Here is a 21,618-nt window from a genome sequence, read left to right as displayed (position 1 = left end):
GCCAGCAGGCAATTCTTCGGGCCATGCCACGTGGCTGACCCAACAGTCATCGAATGCGCCACCGCCTGCACGGTCACTGTGGTGCACGAATTAAGCCTCCCGCCTCTGCAGCTCACAGCAGAGGAAGGAGCAGCCATCGCGGGCGCCGTCCTCGCGATCTGGGCCGTTGGCTATGCCTTCCGCATGGCTATACGCGCCCTGAACATCGACGGCAATTCATCAATCACCAATGAGGAAAACTGATATGAACTTCATCTCCATGCATACCCGTCGCACCGCTCTTGTCGCTGCCGTGATGCTCGCCGCTGCGCAGGCCAATGCTGCCGCAATCGACGTTGCAGCCGTCACCACTGACATTGCCGCCCAGGCTGCGCCCGTCGCCGCCATCGGTGCTGCAGTGCTGCTGCTGTACGTGGGCATCAAGGCCTTCAAGTGGGTGCGTAAGGCTCTGTCCTAAGCCACGCCCCAAGCGCTCCCTGACCGGCCGGCAGGGGCCTTGCAAAAGCTCACGTGGTGGGCTTCTCCAAGGTGCAAACAAATGGGCCTCTTCGTCATCCTCGCAATCCTCGGTGCAGCATGGTTCATCTTCACCGCCTGATACTTGCCTTTGTACTTGCGTTCGTCTCGTTGCAGGCATCCGCAGTCATCACGCCCGTTGTCCAGTATCGCGACAGCTTGGGTCGTGTCGATACTGTCAGCGGCTTGGTCGCATGGTGGCAAGCCTATGACCCTAAATTTGCATGCGGCGGCGGCTCTTTGGATAAGGCTGCGACATGGCAGGCTCGAAACGTCACTGCGCAGCAATTTGACCTCTACAAAGTTGGCTCCTATTGCAACGATCAGGGTACCTACAACACGTATGTGCAGAGCCCTACGGCTGCTGGTTCCGCCTGTCCAATAGGTGCTGCTTTGTCCGGTGGCACTTGTCAGTGCCTTTCCCCGTTGGTCGAAGTTGGCGGCGAATGCAAGGTCCCTGCCTGCCCTGTTGGCCAGCATGAAGAGGGCGGTGCCTGTGTCCCTGACGCATGCAATCCGAACGAAACCCGCGTCAATGGCGTGTGTGTTCCTGAGCCTCCTTGCCCTACTGGCCAAACCCGCGTCAATGGCAAGTGCGTGCCCAGCAAATGCCCATCGAAGGGTACAGTGTCTGACCAGTGGTATGAGGTCACATCCCCTTCCACCAGTGCTACCTGTCTCTACAACAGCCAGGACGGTAGTTACTGCACTATGAGCGTTACGCCCAGCGTCATTGCAACCTCTGGCGGTCGCACTACGTACATGGGTGGTTACGGCGTCTATACAGGCGGTACCTGTGGTCCTTCTGAGCCTGGGAAACCGACTCCAGTCGACCCCGATAAGCCCGAAGGGGACCCCGACAAGGGCACTAAGCCTCCCGGTCCAAATGACCCGAAGCCCGGTGACAAACCCGGTGGTCAGCCGGGTGGACCCGGCAACAATCCAACGCCTCCAGGCCCTGATGGAAAGTGCCCTGACGGCACCTATAAATCAAACGGTGGCTGCTATCCGAAGGACCCGCCAAAGCAGCCACCGGACAATGACGGTAAGTGTCCTAACGGCTATGTCAAGGTTGGCTCTGAGTGCGTCCCATTGATGCCGCCCGAAGACAAGGACCCCGACGATAAGGACCCCTCTACGTTCGGTGGTCAATGTGACGCAGTGACCTGCGACGGCGACGCCATCCAGTGCGCCATAGCTCGCGATCAGTACCGCCGTTCCTGTCAGCTCATGGACAAGGAAAGCGCTGAGTCTCAGCTCTACGCTGCCAACAAGGGCAAGGAGGGCAACCGCACTTCTGATTTGCCCGGTAACGAAACCATAAGCCTCTCGGGCCGCATTGACACATCAGACGCCCTCGGCGGCGGCTCTTGCTTCGGTGACTTGAACATCACCGTCTGGAATCAGGCCGTCACCCTGCCGCTGTCCAGCCTCTGCCAATACCTCGCCATGCTCGGGAACATCCTGGTCGCTGTCTCGATGCTCATGGCCGCCCGCATCGTCACAAGGGGGTAACCCATGCCAATGTTTGTTGCTGCCATCGGCGGCATGTTGATCAACCTCGTAGGCACGCTCGCCGGTCGTATCCTGATCGCCCTGGGCATCGGTGTAGTCACGTATACCGGCGTGTCCACATCCCTCGACTGGATGAAGTCCGGCGCAATCTCCGCTCTCGGTGGCCTGCCTGCCGACATGCTCTCGCTGATTGCCTTTATGAAAGTCGGCGTCTGCATCAGCATCATCACCAGCGCCATCGCGGCCCGCGCCATCATCAACGGCATCAGCGGTGATAGCTTTAAGAAGTGGGTGTTGAAGTGATGGTTAAAACCGCCACGCAGGCCCAGCGCGGCCCCTACAAAAAGACTGCGTTCACTGCGGTTAAGCGCATTCGAATGCAGCATGGTTTAACGCAGGTTCAGGCGGCGGCTTTCTGTCGTGTGCCCCTGCGCACATACCAGCGTGTCGAGGCCGGTGATTGCCGGGACCGCACCACCGTTCGTGGCGTAGAGCGCTCGCTCGGTTTGTTCCTTTAATGAAAACCGCCACGTAGGCCCACGACATGATTTACCTCACTACAGGCGCGAACGGCGCAGGCAAGACGCTGCTGACCCTCAAAGACGTACGCGCGCAGCAGCTCAAAGAGAACCGCCCGGTCTATTACCACGGCTTCGAAATGGACGAGGCCAAGGCAGCGGAATTTGGCTGGCAGAAGTTCGACCCTAAGGACTGGCAAAGCCTGCCCGATGGTTCCATCTGCATCATGGACGAGTGCCAGAACGAGTTCCCATTGCGTCGCTCTGGCTCGGAGGTCCCGGACTACATCCAGGCTATCGCCCAGTTCCGCCGCAAGCGTGGTTTCGACTTCTGGATGATCTGCCCGCACCCGTCGCTGATCGACGTGTTTGTGCGTCGTCTCATCGATAAGCCGTCATGGCACCGCCACCTAAAACGCGCCTTCGGTGCCGATGTGGTCAGCGTCCTGCGCTTCTCTGCACCAGACATGAAGTGCGAAGAGCCCGGTGCAGGCGCTCGCGGCGAAGTTTCGATGGTGGCCTATCCCAAGGAGGTCTACAGCTGGTATCGCTCGGCCAGCCTCCACACCGGGAAAAAGAAAATCCCTCGGGCCGTGTTCGTCCTCGCTGCGTGCGCTATCGCTGTTCCCTCCGCGATGTACTTTGCAATCACCGGCGTGTACAGCAACGCCACAAAGCAGGCAAAGCCCGCAGACTCTGTGCCAGGCACAAGCGCGCCAGGTGCGCCAGGTCAAAACGCCCGCCAGGTCAGCCAGGTCATGACCGCTGCAGAGTACGTGGACGCCCGCACGGCCCGCCTCAAAGACTTCCCGCACACAGCGCCAGCCTACGACGATGTGACCAAACCTACAGAAGCTCCATACCCTGCGGCCTGCGTCCAGATGGGCAAAACCTGCAAGTGCTACACCCAGCAGGCCACATTGCTGCAGGTGTCCGGTGCTGTCTGCGTCCAGATCGTGCAACAGGGCTTCTTCATGGACTGGAAAACGGCCCAGCGTGGCGAATTCAGTCCAAGGGATAGGGGCGACTACCGTCAGCAGCGCGAAGGCCTGCCACAGCCCCAGCAAGTGGCCCAGCTGGACCCAGCCCGCACGGTCCCTGTTCCCATGCCTGCCGCTCGCTCTGAGCAGCCGCAAAGCCAATACCTGCAGGGCCTTGCTGCACGTAATGCTCAGGTGCGATCAAGCCTGCAGTGATTCAGCCGCGCCGCGATTGTTCGCGCGCGTCGGCTTCTTCCTCAAGCATCAGCACCCACCGGTAACCCTCTGGTGCTTCTGGGCGGCTGAATGGAGATGGTCCCCCGTTCTTCTCTTCCTTGTCGGCAAAGAACAGCAGATAAGCCGCTTGAATCAGGCCCATGCATGACAGTGCTATCAGTGCGTAGTAGGTGAAGTAAGGGATTTGTTTCATGTCGCTAGAAACCGCGCTGGGGCGTCTTTTCAACGGATTGCCACCAGTGTATTGCCGTTAAGTTTTGGCCTTTCGTTCCCGGTCCAAAACAAAGGAGGTTGAATGCTTGTTGGCTATGCGCGTGTGTCAACTAAAGAGCAAGAAACAAGGCTGCAGCTTGATGCTTTGCGGCGTGCTGGTGTAGAGCTGGTGTTTGAAGAGAAGGCTAGCGCGGTCGGTGATAGGCCGGTGCTTCGTGCCTGCTTTGAAACACTGTCAAAAGGTGATGTGCTTGTTTTCTGGAAGATGGACCGTATTGCTAGGTCGTTGCGCGATCTTCTAGATTTCGCTGAGCTGCTTTCAAAGAAGGGTGTCAGCTTGCGCTCTTTGTCTGAGCCTATCGATACGTCTACGCCTGTCGGTGAGTATCTTTTTCATAACCTCGGCGCTTTTGCTCAGCTTGAGCGCTCATTGATTCGTGAGCGTGTTTTTGCCGGTCAGGTTTCGGCTATGCGGGCTGGTGTCCGTTTTGGTCGTCCAAGGCTTTTGCAGCCTGATCGTTACCCGGTGATCGTTCGGATGGTTGATGCTGGTTTGACCTGGTCAGAGATATCTAGGCGCGTCGGTGTCAGCAGGGCAACTGTTCGCCGGGCCTATGAGGATTCAAGAGGTGTGCCTCGTCGCGTGTACAAGTCGCGGCCAGTGTTTGAAGCCGTTAACCAAATGTGACAAGTTTTGCCCAGCTTCGCACCTCGTGCGACATGGCTTTGTCAAGGGCGTAGCGCACTGCGGTTAAGGTGGTGCCCCGCACCCCTGGCAACCGGGGCGTGCACCAATGACAAGGACCGTGTGATGATGAAAAACACTACCAAATTGATAGCTGCCAGTGCATTGATCGCCTGCGCAAGCGCCGCTTTTGCCCAAAATGCACCGGCCCCTGAGCTGCGCAATGTGGTGCAGCTGTCGGCCACGGGCACGGTGGAGGTGCAGCAAGACCTGCTGGTGCTCAACCTTGCCACCAGCAAAGAGGCCGCCGATGCCGCTACCGTGCAAACCCAACTCAAGCAGGCGCTGGATGCTGCACTGACCGAGGCCAAGCGCAATGCGCAGCCAGGCCAGCTGGACGTGCGCACCGGTCCGTTCGGGCTGTACCCCCGCTATGGCAAGGACGGCAAGATCAACGGCTGGCAGGGCCGGGCAGAGTTGGTGCTGGAGGGCCGTGACTTCGCGCGCATCACGGCCACCGCCGGCAAGATTCAGACCTTGGCGATCAGCCAGGTGGCGTTTGGCCTGTCGCGCGAGGCCCGCGCCAAGGTGGAGTCCGAGGCCCAGACCCAGGCCATCGAGCAGTTCAAGGCCCGTGCGGCCGAACTGGCCAAGGGCTTTGGATTCGCGAACTACAGCCTGCGCGAGGTGGCGGTGAACAGCAATGAAATGTCGCCCGGCCCCCGGCCCCGCATGATGGCCGCCGAGGCCAAGGCGGCGTCGTTCTCGGACTCAGCCGTGCCGGTGGAAGCGGGCAAGGCCCAGGTCACGGTGAACGTGTCGGGCTCGGTGCAGATGCGCTGAGGCCTCTGAGCCCCCTGAGTCGCAGGGTGTGCCCTGTTTGAAATAAAAACGGCTGCAAGCGCTAGTGCAATAAGCGCTGGCAGCTATCAAAAGCAGAGCGATTGCTTGGCGCCGGCTTACTGAGCAGCCCAGCCGCCGTCCATGTTCCACGCCACGCCACGCACGTTGTTGGCGGCGGGGGAGCAGAAGAACACGGCCAGCTCGCCCAACTCCTCGGGCGTGGTGAACTGCATCGAAGGCTCCTTCTCGCCCAGCAGCAGCTTCTTGGCTTCTTCATTGGAGATGCCGTGTTCGGCGGCCTTGGCGTCCACCTGTTTTTGCACCAGTGGCGTCAGCACCCAGCCGGGGCAGATGGCGTTGCAGGTCACGCCAGTGGTGGCGTTCTCCAGCGCGGTGACCTTGGTCAGGCCCACGATGCCGTGCTTGGCGGCCACATAGGCGGACTTCTGGGCCGATCCCACCAGGCCGTGCACCGACGCCACATTGATGATGCGGCCCCAGTTGGCGCTCTTCATCGCGGGCAGGGCCAGGCGCGAGGTGTGGAAGGCACTGGTCAGGTTGATGGCGATGATGGAGTCCCAGCGTTCGACGGGAAAGTTCTCCACATTGGCCACGTGCTGGATGCCTGCGTTGTTGATCAGGATGTCCACGCGGCCAAACTGGCTGGCGCTGTACTTCATCATGTCTTCGATGTCGGCCACACGGCTCATGTCTGCGCCGTGGTAAGCCACCTGGGCGCCCGCAGCCTCGCCAGCTGCCAGCACCTCGGCGCGGGGGCCATCCACATCGCCAAAGCCGTTGAGCACGATGTTGGCACCCTGGCGCGCCAGGGCCTTGGCGATGCCAAGACCAATGCCGCTGGTGGAGCCGGTGACGAGGGCAGTTTTGCCTTTCAGCATGGGAGTCTCTCCGAATGAATTACGATGCGACGACAAGAAAAAGTCGGCACTCAGGGGCAAGCGATGGGTGCCAACGACCACAGCATTATCGAGCGCTGCCCCCGGATTTCGCACCCATGATTGAACCTACGCTGAACTACGTACTGTGCCCAGGCCCCGCGGCCTCGCCGGAGACTCCAGACCGCGCACCCGCTCCCGCACAGCAGCACCGCATGGCGTATTGGGAGTGGAACGCCACCGGCAACCCGGCGCACCCGCACGTCATCGTCTGCGTGCACGGCCTGTCGCGCCAGGGGCGCGATTTTGATACCTTGGCCCGCGTGCTGAGCCAGCATGCGCGGGTGATCTGCACCGACGTGGTGGGCCGGGGGCGCAGCGACTGGCTGGCCGACCCCATGGGCTACCAGATTCCCCAATACGCGGCGGACATGCTGGCATTGCTGGCGCAGTTGCACCAGCAAGCCCCCATAAGCACGCTGGACTGGGTGGGCACGAGCATGGGCGGGCTCATCGGCATGGGCATCACCGGCCAGCCCGCTCTGCCCTTGCCGGTGCCTGTGCGCCGGCTGGTGCTGAACGATGTGGGGCCTGTCATCCAGTGGCAGGCGCTGCAGCGCATCGGACAGTATCTGGGGCAGCCCGCGCGGTTTGCATCGCTGCAGCAGGCGGCCGATGCAATGTGGGCCATCTCCACCAGCTTTGGCCCCCACACGCCGGCCCAGTGGCTGGAGCTGTCGCGTGCCATGGTGCGTGAGCTGCCGCAGTCCGCCGGAGGCGGCTTGGCGCTGCACTATGACCCGGCGATTGCCGTGCCTTTCAAAACGCTGACGCAGGAGGCTGCAGTGGCGGGCGAGGCGGCGCTGTGGCAGCTGTATGACCACATCACGGCCCAGACGTTGCTGTTGCGCGGTGCGCAGTCCGACCTGCTCTCGCGCGAGACGGCGCAGGCCATGGCGCAGCGCGGGCCCCATGCCCGTGTGGTGGAGTTTGAAGGCGTGGGCCACGCGCCCACGCTGGTGGCGCCCGATCAGGTCGCCGCAGTCGCGGAATTCCTGCTGGCGGCAGAAGGTGCTGTGGCCGGATGAAAACCAACTCCCCTGCGCCAGCGTCTCTCACCCCCCAGACCGACGCCGTCCCTCAGCTCATCGCCGCCACGGCGCACACCCTGCCGGAGCAGGTGAACGCACTGGCGCGTGCGCGCGCGTTTGCCGAACCGCTGATGGCGGGCGAAACGCTCGACTCCGGCGAGAACACGCTGGCCCACGCCGATGCGGTGGCCGCCATCCTCAAGGGCATTGGTGGCTCTGAAGCCATGCAGGCGGCCAGCTATCTGGTGCATGCCTGCATCCACCTGAACAAACCCGAGGAAGTCATTGCCAAGGCGTTTGGTGCCAACTTTGCCGCGCTGGCGGTGGAGACCACCAAGCTGATGCGCGTGCAGCAACAGGCCCGCGCGGCCGCGCCGCTGGACGACCCGGCCGTGCAGACAGAGAACGTGCGCAAGATGCTGCTGGCCTTCTCGCGCGACCTGCGTGTGGTGATGCTGCGGCTGGCCTCGCGCTTGCAGACGCTGCGTTTTCACGCGGCCAGCAAGCGCCCCGTGTCGCCCAGCCTGGCGCGCGAGTCGTTGCAGGTGTTTGCGCCGCTGGCCAACCGGCTGGGCATCTGGCAGGTGAAGTGGGAGTTGGAGGACCTGTCCTTCCGCTTTCTGGAGCCCGACACCTACAAGGAAGTAGCCCGCCTGCTCGACGAAAAGCGTGGCGAGCGTGAGGTGTACATGGAGCAGCTGCGCGCGCGGCTCGAATCCGATTTGCGCGCCCGCAGCATCAGCGCCACCGTGGCAGGCCGCCCCAAGCACATCTACAGCATCGTCAAGAAGATGCGCGGCAAGTCACTCAACTTCGACCAGGTGTTCGACATCCGCGCGCTGCGCGTGGTGGTGCCCACGGTGAAGGACTGCTACGCGGCCCTGAGCTGGGTGCACGAGCAGTTCAAGCCCATCGTGGAGGAGTTTGACGACTACATCGCTAAGCCCAAGCCCAACGGCTACCAGTCGCTGCACACCATCGTGCGGGACGACAACGGCAAGCCCATCGAGATCCAGATCCGCACCCAGGCCATGCACGAACACGCCGAGCACGGTGTGGCAGCGCACTGGGCCTACAAGGAGGCCGGTGCCAAAGGCTATGCGGGTGTGTCGGCCACCGGAGAGTACGACGCTAAGATCGCCGTGCTGCGCCAGCTGCTGGCGTGGGAGCGAGACCTCGCGGGCGCGTTGCCCAACCGGGGCCTGTTTGAAGACCGCATCTACGTGCTGACCCCCGATGCGGCCGTGGTGGAGTTGCCCCAGGGCGCCACCCCGGTGGACTTTGCCTACTCCGTGCACACCAGCCTGGGCCACCGCTGCCGGGGCGCCAAGGTCGATGGGGTGATGGTGCCGCTCAACACGCCGCTGCAGAACGGGCAGACGGTGGAAATCTCCACCGTCAAGGAAGGGCGCCCCTCGCGCGACTGGCTCAATGCCGAGCTGGGCTATCTCACCAGCAACCGCGCCAAGGCCAAGGTGCGCGCCTGGTTCAACGCCCAGGCCACGCACGAGACCATCGCCCGGGGGCGTGAGGCGGTCGAGAAGCTGCTGCAGCGTGAGGGCAAGACGGCCGTCAAGCTCGATGACCTAGCGGTGCAGCTGGGCTTCAAGTCGGCCGATGCACTGTTTGAAGTGGTGGGCAAGGACGAGTTTTCGCTGCGCAACATCGAAACGGTGCTGCGTCCGCCCGAGCCCGTGCTGCAGCCCGACGACTACCTGCTGCTCAAGAAAACACGCACCAACGATGCGGCCCCCAAGGGCGGTGTGCTGGTGGTGGGCATCGACTCGTTGATGACGCAACTGGCCAAGTGCTGCAAGCCCGCACCGCCGGACACCATCCGTGGCTTTGTCACGCGCGGCAAGGGAGTGAGCGTGCACCGTGCCGATTGCAGCAACTTCCGCGAGATGGCGGCACGCAATGCCGAGCGTGTGATCGAGGTGGAGTGGGGCGTGCCCAAGCCATCGGCATCCACGGCGGTGTACCCGGTGGACGTCGCGGTGGAGGCCGCCGACCGCCAGGGCCTGCTGCGCGACATCTCGGAAGTGTTTGCCCGCGAAAAAACCAATGTGATCGGTGTGCAGACCCAGTCCGTCAAAGGCACGGCGTGGATGACGTTCACGGTAGAAGTGTCCGACTCAGGCCGCCTGAACAAGGTGCTCGGCATCGTGGCTGGGGTGCCAGGCGTTCGTTCTGCCCGCCGTCGTTGAGGTGAGACGCGCGCGGGCCTTGCCTGTGAGCCCGCTTCCCGCGCGTTGTGTGATTTGTAGCGTGCCGTGCCCGAGGGGGCGATTTTTATGGCTATAATCGTGGTCTTGATAACGACAGGCGCGTAGCTCAGCTGGTTAGAGCACCACCTTGACATGGTGGGGGTCGTTGGTTCGAGTCCAATCGCGCCTACCAAGTTTTTCGCTGAAAGAAACCAGCTTTCAGATCCATAAAAAAACTTGGCAACAACACCGCCCTTGGTGTTCACAGAGCAAGCCACCGCAAGGTGGCTTTTTTGTTTCTGCTTCTTTCTTCCCCCGCCAAGGGCTGTTGCTGGGGCGTTGTACGTAAAAGGCTGCACGGCATACGGCGCCTCAAGCATCAGTCGCCCACGCGACACATTGGTGCCCGACATCATCAGGGTATTCCTTTGCCGCTGTCGCGCAGCAGTCTCCCTAGAATGTGCTGCACTGCAATACATGGGTTTTGAGCCCGAGGAGTTCGTTGTGTCCGAACCGAAAACCGCTGCGTCCAAATCGACCCAGCGCGTCATCAAGAAGTACCCCAACCGCCGTCTGTACGACACAGACACCTCCACCTACATCACCCTGGCCGAGGTGCGCCAGTTGGTGATGGACCACCAGAACGTGGTGGTGCGCGACGCCAAGACGGGCGAAGACCTCACACGCAGCATCCTGCTGCAGATCATTTTGGAAGAGGAGGCGGGCGGCGCCCCGATGTTCACCGAGGCGGTGCTGGCCAACATCATCCGGTTCTACGGCCATGCCATGCAGGGGTTCATGGGCGCGTACCTGGAGAAGAACGTCCAGGCCTTTACCGACGTGCAGACCAAGCTGGCTGAGCAGTCCCAAAGCGTGACGCCCGAGATGTGGGCGCAGTTCATGAGCCTGCAGTCGCCCATGCTCAAGGGCATGATGGGCAACTATGTCGAGCAGTCGCAGACCATGCTGGCCCAGATGCAGGAGCAGATGCAAAAGCAGACGGAGCAGATGCTGGGCGCATTTGGACTGAAAAGATAGCCCCCGAGGCGCCTGCGGCGCCTTGCCCCCGGGCGGCGCCGCTAGAGCGGTGGTGCTGCCTTTGAATGGCGGCTGCGGGCTGGTGCAGCACCGGTTGCGCAGGTTGCGGCAGGTGGCAAACCTTGCGATGAATCGGCCATCCTGACCGCTCAACGCCGGAACTGGGACAATACGGGGATATGAGCGAAGCAATTGCCCCCACCAAAACACCCAAAGTCGGATTCGTCAGCCTGGGATGCCCCAAGGCGCTGACCGATTCCGAGCTGATCCTCACGCAGTTGAGCGCCGAGGGTTACGAAACCTCCAAGACCTTCCAGGGCGCCGACCTGGTCATCGTCAACACCTGCGGCTTCATTGACGATGCCGTGAAAGAAAGCCTGGACACCATTGGCGAAGCCCTGGCCGAGAACGGCAAGGTCATCGTCACCGGCTGCCTGGGCGCCCGCACGGGTGACGATGGCGGCAACATGGTGCGCCAGATGCACCCCAGCGTGCTGGCCGTGACCGGGCCGCATGCCACGCAAGAGGTGATGGATGCCGTCCACCTGAACCTGCCCAAGCCCCACGACCCGTTCGTGGACCTGGTGCCCGGCAGCTTCGGCATCGCGGGCATCAAGCTCACGCCCAAGCACTACGCCTATCTCAAGATCAGCGAGGGCTGCAACCACCGCTGCACCTTCTGCATCATCCCGTCGATGCGCGGCGACCTGGTGTCGCGACCCATCGGCGATGTGCTCAGCGAGGCCAAGGCCTTGTTCGAAGGCGGCGTGAAGGAGCTGCTGGTGATCAGCCAGGATACGTCTGCCTACGGCGTGGACGTGAAGTACCGCACCGGCTTCTGGGACGGCAAGCCCGTGAAGACGCGCATGCTGGAACTGGTGCAGGCCCTGGGCGAGATTGCCGAGCCCTACGGCGCCTGGGTACGCCTGCACTATGTGTACCCGTACCCCAGCGTGGACGAAGTGATCCCGCTCATGGCCACGGGCAAGGTGCTGCCGTACCTGGATGTGCCTTTCCAGCACAGCCACCCTGACGTTCTGAAGCGCATGAAGCGCCCCGCCAGCGGCGAGCGCAACCTGGAGCGCATCCTGCGCTGGCGCGAAGTCTGCCCCGAGCTGGTCATCCGCAGCACCTTCATTGCGGGCTTTCCGGGCGAGACGGAGGAAGAGTTCCAGCACCTGCTCGACTTCGTGCGCGAGGCGCAGATTGACCGTGCGGGCTGCTTTGCCTACAGCGATGTGAATGGCGCTGCGGCCAACGAGCTGCCCGGCATGCTGCCGATGGAAGTGCGCGAAGAGCGCCGTGCCCGCTTCATGGCGGTGGCGGAAGAGGTCTCGATCGCCAGACTGCAGCGCCGGGTGGGTGCCACCATGCAGGTGCTGGTGGACCATGCCCCTGCCCTGGGCCGCAAAGGGGGGGTGGGCCGCACTTATGCGGATGCGCCCGAGATCGACGGCACCGTACAGCTGCTGCCGCCCGAGAAGATCAGCAAGCAGCTCAAGGTGGGGGAGTTCACCAAGGCACGTATCGTGGGCGTGCAGGGACACGACCTGGTGGCGCAACCTATCTGATTGCTATTTAATTCATAGCGTTAGACCCATGCAGCACTAGCGCATTGGCTCTGAATCATAAAAAAGGCTTCCCGAGGGAAGCCTTTTTCTTTGGGGGATCTCCTGTGAGGGAGAGAAGGCAGCGAGCCCTTGCCGCCCTTAGACGCGCTTGCGGTATTCGCCAGTGCGGGTGTCGATTTCGATCTTGTCGCCTTGGCTGACGAACAGGGGCACGGGCACTTCGAAGCCGGTGGCGATCTTGGCAGGCTTCATGACCTTGCCGGAGGTGTCGCCCTTGACGGCGGGTTCCGTCCAGGTGATTTCGCGCTCGACGCTGGTGGGCAGTTCGACCGAGATGGCCTTGCCGTCATAGAACACCACTTCCACGGTCATGCCGTCTTCCAGGTAGTTCAGCGAGTCGCCCATGTTTTCGGCTTCCACTTCGTACTGGTTGTACTCGGTGTCCATGCACACGTACATGGGGTCGGCAAAATAGGAGTAGGTGCACTCCTTTTTGTCCAGGATCACGTTGTCGATCTTGTCGTCGGCCTTGAACACGACTTCGGTGCCGAAGTTGCCGATCAGGCTCTTGAGCTTCATGCGCACGGTGGCTGCACCGCGGCCGCCGCGGGCGTATTCGGTCTTCAGGACCACCATGGGGTCCTTGCCGTGCATGATGACGTTGCCGGCGCGGATTTCTTGAGCGATTTTCATAGCAAGTTGCTTGGGTTGGGGCCGCTCAACGCGCGGGCTGGCAAACCATCTGGTTTGCGCGCCGGTGCATGTTCTGCGGCGAAAGTGCGCGGGGAGCAGGCACTGACATGCCGCACCTGATTTGCGCAAAGCCTCGGATTTTACCGTTTTTCGGCGACAAAGCCCAAAAGTTGTGCGACGAGGTTGTCCTGCGTCAGCAGGCGCGCACGGGCAGCCAGGGTGCAGGCGGTCCACTCTGCCAGCGTGTTGTCGTCCGGCCATTGCAGCGGCGCGGCGTCCAGCCCGTTCCAGGTGGCGTGGAACTGCCGCAGCGACGCAGGGGCCTGCAGCCAGTCCAGAAAGGCCCAGAGCTTGTCGTGGTGGGCGTTGTCGTGCTGTGGGTAGATCTGCCAGACAAAGGCCTGACCTGCCCACAGCGCACGCACCAGCGAGTCCTCGCCCCGCACCGCATTGAAGTCGCAGGCCCACAGCATCTCATCAAACGCTGGCTGGGGGCGGTGGGGAAGGTAGGACAAGGACAGAAGTCCCCGCTGGTCATGCGCTTGCGGACCTCCTTGGTTCCCGGAGGGCTCGGCCAGTGTCGCCCGCACAGCAGCGGCCGGGCGGCCAGGCGTGACCAGCAGCTCGGTGGGTTGCAGCGCACACTGTTGCAGCAGGTGGGCCAGCGCCGGGGGCTCGTAGCAGAACAGCGACACCCAGCGGCTGCCCGGTACTTCTTCGCCCCTGCCAAACAGTGCCCGGTGCTCCGTGCGCCAGGCGCTGCGGTCAAAAGCCTCGCGCCGCGCCATCAGATGGGGCTCGCGCAGGAGGCCGCCGGTGCCGGTGGTGAAGCCGGGGTAGAAAAACCAGCGCGTCCACCCCGATGCCGGGCCGGACAGGATGGGGGACGGCAGGCGGTGGGTGCGTGCGACGTAGGCCTCTGCAGACAGGTATTCCAGGTTGATCCAGACAGGTTTCGAGCGATTTTGGCCAGAAGCGCTAGTGGAGTATGCGCTATATGCTATGAATTCAGGAGCAATATCGCAGCCGAAGGCCTCCACCATCACATCGGGTGGCGGCTCGTTGGGGCCCGGCGGCGGCGCGCCCCAGGGCCGCACCTCCACCCCGGGGCAGCCCCCAGGGGCCATCCATTGCAGCGCCGAAGCGTCGTCCACCCACAGGCGCACGCGGTGACCCAGCGCGGCCAGCTGCGCCACCAGACGCCAGCACACGCCAATGTCGCCAAAGTTGTCAATCACGCGGCAGAACACATCCCACTGCAGGGGCTGGCGGTCGGGGGTCATGGTGTGGCAGGCTGGGTGCGCAAGTGGTCCACCAGCAGTCGGGCCACGGTGGAGAGAGATTCTTCCGACCGCACGCACAGCGACAGGCGGCGGTGGGCCCAGGGCTCGTTCAGGGTGACGGTGCGGATCTGCAGCGCGCCCTGGTACAGCCGCGCACTGCCGCGCGGCATCACGCCCACACCCAGCCCGGCATTGACCATGAGGCACAGCGCGTCGTAGCTGGTGACCTGCATGCGCAGTCGAAGCGGCAGGCCAGCCTCGGCGGATGCACGGGTGAGCTGGTTGTTGATGGCGCTGTTGGGGTGCGCGCCCACAAAGTCATAGGGCAGGGCGTCTGCCAGCCGCACCGACTTGCGCCGCGCCAGCGCATGGCCGGTGGGTACCACCAGCACCAGCTCGTCGGTGCGGTAGGGCAGCAGCGTCACCCGTTCGCCGTAGTGGCCTTCGTTCAGGATGCCTACGTCGGCCGCGTTCTCGGCCACGGAATGCGCAATCGCGCTGCTGATCTGCTCCTGCAGCCGCACATCCACCTGCGGGTGTTGTGCCAGAAAGCTCTGCAGTTCCCCCGGCAAAAACTGCGTGATGGCCGAGATGTTGGCCACCACGCGCACGTGGCCGCGCACTCCGGTGCCATATTCGCGCATCTGGGTGGCAATGCCGTCCAGGTCATTCAGTACGCCGCGCGCCAGGTTCAGCAGCGCAAAGGCAGCGGCGGTGGGCTCAGTGCCCTTGTTGCTGCGGGTGAACAGGGCCACGTGCAACGCGTCTTCCAGGTCGGCCAGGCGGCGGCTCACGGCCGAGGCGGCCAGGTGCTCGCGCGCGGCGGCGGCAGCGATGGTGCTTTCTTCCATCACGGCCACAAACAGGCGCAGGGAGACGGGGTCGAGTTTCATGGGGGCAGATGGTAGCAAGCGCCGCAGCTGCCATGCCGGTTTGCGATGGCATCTTGTTGCTTGAGCGATTTACGGCCCCGCACACCCTGCGCATCATTCGCCCCGAGCCGCCCCGGCGTGGGGCTGGCCGCAGGAGATAACCCCACCCATGGATTCCATTGCTTCCCCCGCCGCGTTGCAAGGCGTGCGCGTCATCGAAATGGGCCAGCTCATTGCCGGGCCTTTCTGCGGCAAAACGCTGGGCGAGTTTGGCGCCGATGTGATCAAGATCGAAGCCCCCGCGGACCCGGGCCGACCCGGTGCGTCGGGCGGCGACCCGCTGCGCAACTGGCGCCTGATCAAGGAAGGCACTTCTGTCTGGTGGCAGGTGCAGTCGCGCAACAAGCGCTCGGTGGCGCTGGACCTGCGGCAAAAGGAGGGGCAGGACATCGCTCGCCAGCTGATTGCAGAAGCCGATGTGCTGGTCGAGAACTTCCGCCCCGGCACGCTGGAAGGCTGGGGCATGTCGCCCGAGGAGCTGCACCAACTCAACCCCGGCCTCGTGATGCTGCGCATCTCTGGCTACGGCCAGACGGGGCCCTACCGCGACCTGCCAGGCTTTGGTGCCATCGGCGAAGCCATGGGCGGCCTGCGCCACCTGACGGGCGAGCCCGGCCGCGTGCCGGTGCGCGTCGGTGTGTCGATTGGCGACACGCTGGCGGCGCTGCACGGCACCATCGGCGTGCTCACGGCGCTGTACCACCGCAAGGTCAACGGCGGCCAGGGCCAGGTGATTGACGTGGCGCTGCACGAGGCGGTGTTCAACGTGATGGAAAGCCTGATCCCCGAATACAGCGCCTTCGGCGCCGTGCGCGAGGCCGCAGGCAGCGCGCTGCCGGGCATTGCACCGAGCAATGCCTACCCCTGCCAGGACGGCTGGGTGCTGGTGGCGGGCAATGGCGACAGCATCTTTAAGCGCCTGATGGACGCCATCGGCCGGCCGGACCTGGGCGCCGCACCCGACCTAGCCCACAACACCGGCCGCGTGGCGCGGGTGGAAGAGATTGACGCGGCGATTGGCGCCTGGAGCGCGCAGCGCACTGTGCAGCAGGTGCTGGATGCATTGGGCGCTGCCCGCGTGCCTGCGGGCAAGGTCTACACCGCCAAAGACATTGCCGAAGACCCGCACTACCGCGCCCGCGACATGCTGCTGACGCAACAGACGCGCGACGGCTACAGCGTGGAAGTGCCCGGCATCGTGCCCAAGCTCTCGGCCACGCCGGGCAGCATCCGCAGCAGCGCGCCGCACCTGGGCGACGACACCGATGCGGTGCTGGCCGAGGCAGGCCTCACGGCCGAACAGATTGCGCTGCTGCGCAGCAAGGGGGTGATTCAATGAGTGCATCCAACACGGTGTGGCAGGGCGCAGGCCGCCGCATCCATATGCAGGAAGTCGGCTTGCGCGACGGCCTGCAGATGGAAAAGGCCTTTGTGCCCACGGCCGACAAGATCGCGCTGTGCAATGCGCTGTCGGCGGCGGGCCTGGCCAAGATCGAGGTCACTTCGTTCACCTCGCCCACGGCCATCCCTGCGCTCAAAGACGCCGAGATCGTGATGCGCGAGATCACGCGCCGCCCCGGCACGGTCTACACCGCCCTGGTGCCCAACCTGCGCGGCGCCGAGCGCGCCATCGAGTCGCGCACGGATGAGCTGAACCTCGTCATGTCGGTGAGTGCCACGCACAACCTGGCCAACCTGCGCATGACGCAGGAACAGTCGTTCGCGGCGCTGGCGCAGGTGGTGGCCCTGGCGCAGGGTGCCAACGTGGCGGTGAATGTGTCGCTGTCCTGCGTGTTCGGCTGCCCCATGGAGGGCGATGTGGCCCAGGCCGATGTGTTCGGCTGGGTGCAGCGCTTTGTGGACCTGGGCGCGCGTGGCATCACGCTGTGCGATACCACGGGCATGGCCTACCCCACGCAGGTGCACCAGCTCACCGCGGCAGCCCGCGCGCGCTGGCCGGGCGTGGAGTTCACCCTGCATTTCCACAACACGCGCGGCATGGGGCTGGCCAATGTGCTGGCGGCCATTGGCGCAGGTGCGGATCGGTTCGATGCCTCGCTGGGCGGTTTGGGCGGCTGTCCCTATGCGCCGGGCGCCAGCGGCAATGTGTGCAGCGAAGAGATCGTGCATGCGCTGGCGCTGATGGGCTATGACACCCGGGTGGACTTGGCACAACTGGTGGCGGCGGCGCAGCAACTGCCTGCGTTGATCGGCCACGATATCCCCAGCCAGATTGCCAAGGCGGGTCCGCGCCTAGCGCTGCACCCTGTGCCTGCCGATTTCGAGGCGATCCGTGAAAGAGCGCTGGCCCGCTGAGCGCGGGCGAGCCTGCATTCATACATAACACCAGGAGACAAAAGCCATGACCTTCCCCGCCCCACTGTCCCGCCGCGTTTTCACGGCGGCCGTGCTGTGCTCCGCTGCTTTGGCAGCGGGCGCTCAGGACAAATACCCCTCCAAGCCCATCACCGTGGTGGTGCCCCAGGCTGCGGGTGGCGCCAACGACGCCATTGCGCGCGTGGTGGCGCAAAAACTCAGCGAGCAGCTGGGCCAGAGCGTGATTGTGGACAACCGCCCTGGCGCGGGCGGCACGCTGGCCACCGGCGCCACGGCCCGTGCGCGCAACGATGGCTACACCCTGCTGCTGACGGCCGACAGCGCCCATGTGATTGGCCCTGCGCTGTACAAGAACCCGGGCTTTGACCCAGTGAAGGACTTTGCACCCGTGGCGCCCGTGGCCACGGCGGGCTATGTGCTGGTGGCGCATCCGTCCTTCCCGGCCAACACCGTGGCCGAGATGGTCGCCCTGGCCAAGGCCAACCCGGGCAAATATGCGATTGCCTCTGCAGGCAACGGCACGCTGAACCACCTGATTGGCGAGATGCTGCAAAAGGCGGCGGGCATCCAGCTGCAGCACATTCCGTACAAGGGTTCGGCGGCAGCCGCCACCGACGTGGTGGGCGGGCAAGTGCCGCTGTCGGTGCAAAGCCTGCCGTCGGCCATTGCGTTCATCAAGGCAGGCAAGCTCAAGGTGCTGGGTGTGGTCAATGAAAAGCGTGTGGCCGCGCTGCCCGATGCGCCCACCATCGGCGAGACGATCAAGGGCTTTGGCCAGGCGCCCTGGTATGCGCTGTTTGCCCCGGCTGGCACGCCCGCGCCCATCGTGGCGCAGCTGCAGGCCGAGGTGGCGCGCGCGCTGGAGCACAAGGACGTGGTGGACAAGCTGGCCACCGTGGGCTGCGAGCCCTTCAAGGGCACGGCAGCGCAGCTGGCCGCGCTGGTGCAGTCCGACCTGCCCAAGTGGAGCCGCGTCGTCAAGGACACGGGCGCCACGGTGGATTGAGCCATCAGGAGTTGTCTAGCCCTGCTGCATTTTTGAGATTCAAACCTTTCACAACAACGACAACGGAGACATCGCTTTCATGAAAACCACGCGCAAGCAGTTCACCACCCTGGCCCTCGCCGCTCTGGCCACGGGCTTTATCGGCCACGCAGCGGCGCAGGGCGCCTACCCCTCCAAGAACGTGACCCTGGTGGTGCCCACCGCCGCAGGCGGCACCACCGACCTGTCGGCCCGCATGCTCGCGCAGGCCCTGGCGCCGGTGCTGGGCCAGTCGGTCATCGCAGACAACAAGGGCGGGGGCAACGGCAACATTGCGGCCAGCGCTGTCAAGCGGGCCGAGGCCGATGGCTACACGCTGCTCATGCAGTACTCGGGCTACCACGTCATCTCGCCCCACATCACCAAACAAAAGCAGTGGGAGCAGGGTGACTTCCAACCCGTGGCCAACGTGATCTCGGCCCCGCAGATCATCGTGGTGCGTGCCGACCTGCCGGTGAAAACGCTGCCCGAGCTGATCGCCTACGCCAAGGCCAATCCCGGCAAGCTCAACTACGCCTCGTCGGGCAACGGCTCGCTGCAGCACGTGACCGGTGCCATGCTGGAGCAGCAAGGCGCCATCAAGATGGTCCACGTGCCCTACAAAGGCACGGGCCCAGCGCTGCAGGACCTGCTGGGCGGCCAGGTGGACCTGACCTTTGGCACTGCACCACCGTTCATGCCCCACATCGCCAGCGGCAAGCTGCGCGTGCTGGCCGTGACGGGCAAGCAGCGCCTGCCCAGCCTGCCTGATGTGCCCACCACGGCCGAGGCGGGCTACCCCAAGGTCGATGCCACCTCATGGTTTGCGGTGTTTGCCCCCGCCGCCGTGCCCAAGGCCGTGGTGGACAAGCTGACGGCCGACATCCGCACCGTGGTGCAGAACGCGGCCTTCCAGCAAAAGGCGCAGGAGCAGGGCGCCACGGCCGACTACCAGACCCCGGCGCAGTTGGGTGACAAGGTGAAGGCTGATCTGGCCAACTGGGCGCAGGTGGTGAAGACCTCGAAGATCGAGGCGGAGTGACCGGGGTACGGTGATTTTTTGATCAAAATGGCTGCAAGCGCTGGTTGAATATGCGCTGGTAGCTATTTTTTGATAGTGAACAAGGCAGGCTGCGCACGGGGCCACAATACGCGCCATGTCTGATGTGCATTCCGAAGAACTCCTGGCGCAGGTGGCTGCGCTGCCCGCGTTGCCGGGTGTGTACCGTTATTTCGACGCGCAGGATGCGCTGCTATACGTGGGCAAGGCGCTCAACCTCAAGCGCCGGGTGTCCAGCTACTTCCAGAAGAACCATGGCGGCACCCGCATCGGCCACATGGTCAGCAAGATCGTGCGCATGGAGACCACGGTGGTGCGCTCCGAGGCCGAGGCGCTGCTGCTGGAAAACAACCTCATCAAGACGTTGAACCCCAAGTTCAACATCCTGTTCCGCGACGACAAGAGCTATCCCTACCTCAAGATCACCGGCACACCGGGCGCCCAGAAGCGGAGCGATGCGCCGGGCCAGGTGTTTCCGCGCATGGCCTACTACCGGGGCGCGGTGGACAAGAAGCACCGCTACTTTGGCCCGTACCCCAGCGCCTGGGCGGTGAAGGAAACCATTCAGCTGCTGCAAAAGGTGTTCCGGCTGCGCACCTGCGAAGACACGGTGTTTGCCAACCGCACGCGGCCCTGCCTGCTGTACCAGATCAAGCGCTGCACCGGGCCCTGCGTGGACTTGATCTCGCCCGAGGCCTATGCGGCTGACGTGCAGCACGCCGAGGCGCTGCTGCGTGGCGAAACGCAGGAGCTACTGCAGGCGCTGGAGGCGCGGATGATGGCGCATTCGGACAAGCTGGAGTTTGAGCAGGCTGCCGAGGTGCGCAACCAGATCCAGGCGCTGTCGCGCGTGCTGCACCAGCAGTCCATCGAGACGGTGGATGACAAGGATGTGGACATCCTGGCAGTGCGCGTGCAAGGCGGTCGTGCCTGCGTGAACCTCGCCATGGTGCGCGGTGGCCGCCACCTGGGAGACCGGCCGTACTTTCCCGTGCATGTCGAAGACGCTGCGGCGGTGTATGCGGAGGAGGACGGTGAGGGGGCTGACGCCGCCGAGTGCGTTGAAGGGGAGGGCGCCGCGCCAGTGCCGCCTGCCCGGCCCGTGGAGGTGCTGGTGCTCGAAGCCTTCATCGCCCAGCACTACATCGGTGTGCCCGTGCCCCCGCTGCTGGTGACCAGCGTGCCCGTGGAAAAAGCCTTGCTCGATGCGCTGACCGAACAAAGTGGCCTGCGTGTGAACGCCATCCACCAGCCCCGCGAACAGCGCCGCGCCTGGCTGGATATGGCGCAGAAGAACGCCGACCTGCAACTCGCCCGCCTGTTGGCCGAAGAGGGCTCGCAGCAGGCCCGCACCCGCGCCCTGGCTGAGGCGCTGGATTTGCCGCCCGAAGACCTGGATCAGCTCACCATCGAGTGTTTCGACATCTCGCACACGGCGGGCGAATCTACCCAGGCATCGTGTGTGGTGTTCCACCACCACAAGATGCAGAGCAGCGAATACCGCCGCTACAAGATCGAGGGCATCATCGGCGGCGACGACTACGCCGCCATGCGCCAGGTGCTCACGCGCCGTTACAGCAAGGTGGTGGAGGCGCAGCGCGAGGAGGGCGGGATTGACTACGCAAAGTCCCCCGAGGCGCAGGCAGCGGCCCGGCCCAAGGGCCAGGCGCGTTTGCCTGACCTAGTGCTCATCGACGGCGGCAAGGGCCAGGTGGGCGTGGCGCGCGAGGTGTTCACTGCTCTGGGGCTGGACCTGACCCGCATCGTGGGGGTCGAGAAGGGCGAGGGCCGCAAGGTGGGCCTGGAAGAGCTGGTGTTTGCCGACGGGCGCGACAAGGTCTACCTAGGCAAGGATTCGGCCGCGCTGATGCTGGTGGCGCAGATCCGCGATGAGGCGCACCGCTTTGCCATCACCGGCATGCGCGCGGCACGGGCCAAGGTGCGCGTGGGGGGCGGGCAACTGGAAGAAATTGCGGGGG

At 64.0% G+C, this 21,618-nt stretch carries 22 protein-coding genes and 1 tRNA gene; 18 read left to right on the top strand and 5 right to left on the bottom strand.

Annotation, left to right across the window (positions count from 1 at the left end):
* The 6 genes from AC07X4_RS20750 to AC07X4_RS20725 all read left to right on the top strand — a co-directional run.
* A partial coding sequence (locus AC07X4_RS20750; RefSeq protein WP_494741163.1) for a hypothetical protein occupies nt 1-243 on the top strand: 243 nt, incomplete at its 5' end.
* A gap of 1 nt (nt 244) precedes the next feature.
* Nucleotides 245-457 (top strand): major capsid protein, encoded by a 213-nt coding sequence (locus tag AC07X4_RS20745; protein ID WP_494741162.1) that lies wholly within the window; start codon nt 245-247, stop codon nt 455-457.
* A gap of 1,154 nt (nt 458-1,611) precedes the next feature.
* Entirely contained in the window at nt 1,612-2,031 is a 420-nt protein-coding gene (locus AC07X4_RS20740; protein WP_494741161.1) for a virulence factor TspB C-terminal domain-related protein, read from the top strand.
* Between the two features lie 3 nt (nt 2,032-2,034).
* Complete coding sequence (locus tag AC07X4_RS20735) at nt 2,035-2,334, top strand: DUF2523 domain-containing protein (RefSeq protein WP_494741160.1); 300 nt, start codon at nt 2,035-2,037, stop codon at nt 2,332-2,334.
* Nucleotides 2,334-2,549 carry a helix-turn-helix domain-containing protein gene (locus AC07X4_RS20730; protein WP_494741159.1) on the top strand — a complete coding sequence of 72 codons (216 nt, stop codon included), beginning with the start codon at nt 2,334-2,336 and terminating at the stop codon, nt 2,547-2,549. The genes AC07X4_RS20735 and AC07X4_RS20730 overlap by 1 nt, the downstream gene beginning before the upstream one ends.
* A gap of 26 nt (nt 2,550-2,575) precedes the next feature.
* Entirely contained in the window at nt 2,576-3,745 is a 1,170-nt protein-coding gene (locus tag AC07X4_RS20725) for a zonular occludens toxin domain-containing protein (protein ID WP_494741158.1), read from the top strand.
* A 1-nt stretch (nt 3,746) separates the two neighbouring features.
* Here the strand turns inward: AC07X4_RS20725 and AC07X4_RS20720 are convergent, their stop codons facing one another.
* On the bottom strand, nt 3,747-3,959 hold the full coding sequence (locus tag AC07X4_RS20720) for a hypothetical protein (RefSeq protein ID WP_296335850.1): 213 nt from the start codon (nt 3,957-3,959) through the stop codon (nt 3,747-3,749).
* Nucleotides 3,960-4,061: 102 nt separating this feature from the next.
* Here AC07X4_RS20720 and AC07X4_RS20715 point away from each other — a divergent pair, with 102 nt between their 5' ends.
* Nucleotides 4,062-4,667 carry a recombinase family protein gene (locus AC07X4_RS20715; RefSeq protein ID WP_494741157.1) on the top strand — a complete coding sequence of 202 codons (606 nt, stop codon included), beginning with the start codon at nt 4,062-4,064 and terminating at the stop codon, nt 4,665-4,667.
* A gap of 126 nt (nt 4,668-4,793) precedes the next feature.
* Complete coding sequence (locus tag AC07X4_RS20710) at nt 4,794-5,507, top strand: SIMPL domain-containing protein (protein WP_056065118.1); 714 nt, start codon at nt 4,794-4,796, stop codon at nt 5,505-5,507.
* 116 nt (nt 5,508-5,623) lie between these two features.
* On the opposite strand, the gene AC07X4_RS20705 is transcribed toward AC07X4_RS20710, so the two are convergent.
* Nucleotides 5,624-6,406, bottom strand: a complete 783-nt coding sequence (locus AC07X4_RS20705; protein WP_056064213.1) for a 3-hydroxybutyrate dehydrogenase — start codon at nt 6,404-6,406, stop codon at nt 5,624-5,626.
* Between the two features lie 116 nt (nt 6,407-6,522).
* On the opposite strand from AC07X4_RS20705, the gene AC07X4_RS20700 reads away from it, so the two are divergent.
* The 5 genes from AC07X4_RS20700 (at nt 6,523) to rimO (ending at nt 12,310) form a co-directional block, all read left to right on the top strand.
* The gene (locus AC07X4_RS20700) at nt 6,523-7,491 is read left to right on the top strand and encodes an alpha/beta fold hydrolase (RefSeq protein WP_494741156.1); all 969 of its coding nucleotides are present in this window, start codon (nt 6,523-6,525) and stop codon (nt 7,489-7,491) included.
* Nucleotides 7,488-9,701 (top strand): RelA/SpoT family protein, encoded by a 2,214-nt coding sequence (locus AC07X4_RS20695; RefSeq protein WP_494741155.1) that lies wholly within the window; start codon nt 7,488-7,490, stop codon nt 9,699-9,701. The genes AC07X4_RS20700 and AC07X4_RS20695 overlap by 4 nt, the downstream gene beginning before the upstream one ends.
* Nucleotides 9,702-9,817: 116 nt before the next feature.
* Nucleotides 9,818-9,894: transfer RNA gene (locus AC07X4_RS20690), tRNA-Val, on the top strand.
* A 284-nt stretch (nt 9,895-10,178) separates the two neighbouring features.
* Entirely contained in the window at nt 10,179-10,739 is a 561-nt protein-coding gene (phaR, locus tag AC07X4_RS20685; RefSeq protein WP_056746647.1) for a polyhydroxyalkanoate synthesis repressor PhaR, read from the top strand.
* Nucleotides 10,740-10,918: 179 nt separating this feature from the next.
* Entirely contained in the window at nt 10,919-12,310 is a 1,392-nt protein-coding gene (gene rimO, locus AC07X4_RS20680; protein ID WP_494741154.1) for a 30S ribosomal protein S12 methylthiotransferase RimO, read from the top strand.
* Between the two features lie 138 nt (nt 12,311-12,448).
* Here the strand turns inward: rimO and efp are convergent, their stop codons facing one another.
* The 3 genes from efp to AC07X4_RS20665 all read right to left on the bottom strand — a co-directional run bounded on the left by efp (nt 12,449) and on the right by AC07X4_RS20665 (nt 15,179).
* Nucleotides 12,449-13,003: an elongation factor P gene (efp, locus tag AC07X4_RS20675; protein WP_008906801.1), complete on the bottom strand. Its 555-nt coding sequence runs from the start codon at nt 13,001-13,003 to the stop codon at nt 12,449-12,451.
* Nucleotides 13,004-13,143: 140 nt separating this feature from the next.
* Complete coding sequence (earP, locus tag AC07X4_RS20670; protein WP_494741153.1) at nt 13,144-14,286, bottom strand: elongation factor P maturation arginine rhamnosyltransferase EarP; 1,143 nt, start codon at nt 14,284-14,286, stop codon at nt 13,144-13,146.
* Nucleotides 14,283-15,179 (bottom strand): LysR family transcriptional regulator, encoded by an 897-nt coding sequence (locus AC07X4_RS20665; protein WP_056064190.1) that lies wholly within the window; start codon nt 15,177-15,179, stop codon nt 14,283-14,285. The genes earP and AC07X4_RS20665 overlap by 4 nt, the downstream gene beginning before the upstream one ends.
* A gap of 148 nt (nt 15,180-15,327) precedes the next feature.
* Between AC07X4_RS20665 and AC07X4_RS20660 the strand changes: the two genes are divergently transcribed.
* The 5 genes from AC07X4_RS20660 to uvrC all read left to right on the top strand — a co-directional run.
* Nucleotides 15,328-16,557 (top strand): CaiB/BaiF CoA transferase family protein, encoded by a 1,230-nt coding sequence (locus AC07X4_RS20660; RefSeq protein WP_494741152.1) that lies wholly within the window; start codon nt 15,328-15,330, stop codon nt 16,555-16,557.
* Nucleotides 16,554-17,534 (top strand): hydroxymethylglutaryl-CoA lyase, encoded by a 981-nt coding sequence (locus tag AC07X4_RS20655; protein WP_494741151.1) that lies wholly within the window; start codon nt 16,554-16,556, stop codon nt 17,532-17,534. Before AC07X4_RS20660 ends, AC07X4_RS20655 begins: the two co-directional genes overlap by 4 nt.
* A gap of 46 nt (nt 17,535-17,580) precedes the next feature.
* Nucleotides 17,581-18,561, top strand: coding sequence for a Bug family tripartite tricarboxylate transporter substrate binding protein (locus AC07X4_RS20650; RefSeq protein WP_494741150.1), 981 nt, complete (start codon nt 17,581-17,583; stop codon nt 18,559-18,561).
* Nucleotides 18,562-18,640: 79 nt separating this feature from the next.
* Complete coding sequence (locus tag AC07X4_RS20645) at nt 18,641-19,621, top strand: Bug family tripartite tricarboxylate transporter substrate binding protein (protein WP_494741149.1); 981 nt, start codon at nt 18,641-18,643, stop codon at nt 19,619-19,621.
* A 115-nt stretch (nt 19,622-19,736) separates the two neighbouring features.
* Nucleotides 19,737-21,618: excinuclease ABC subunit UvrC (gene uvrC, locus AC07X4_RS20640; RefSeq protein WP_494741148.1), on the top strand; the 1,882-nt coding region annotated here is incomplete at its 3' end.

It is taken from the genome of Acidovorax sp. GW460-11-11-14-LB4 (assembly GCF_059423685.1).
The sequence above is the reverse complement of the archived record's forward strand: the minus strand, read 5'-3'. Positions and strand labels throughout refer to the sequence as shown.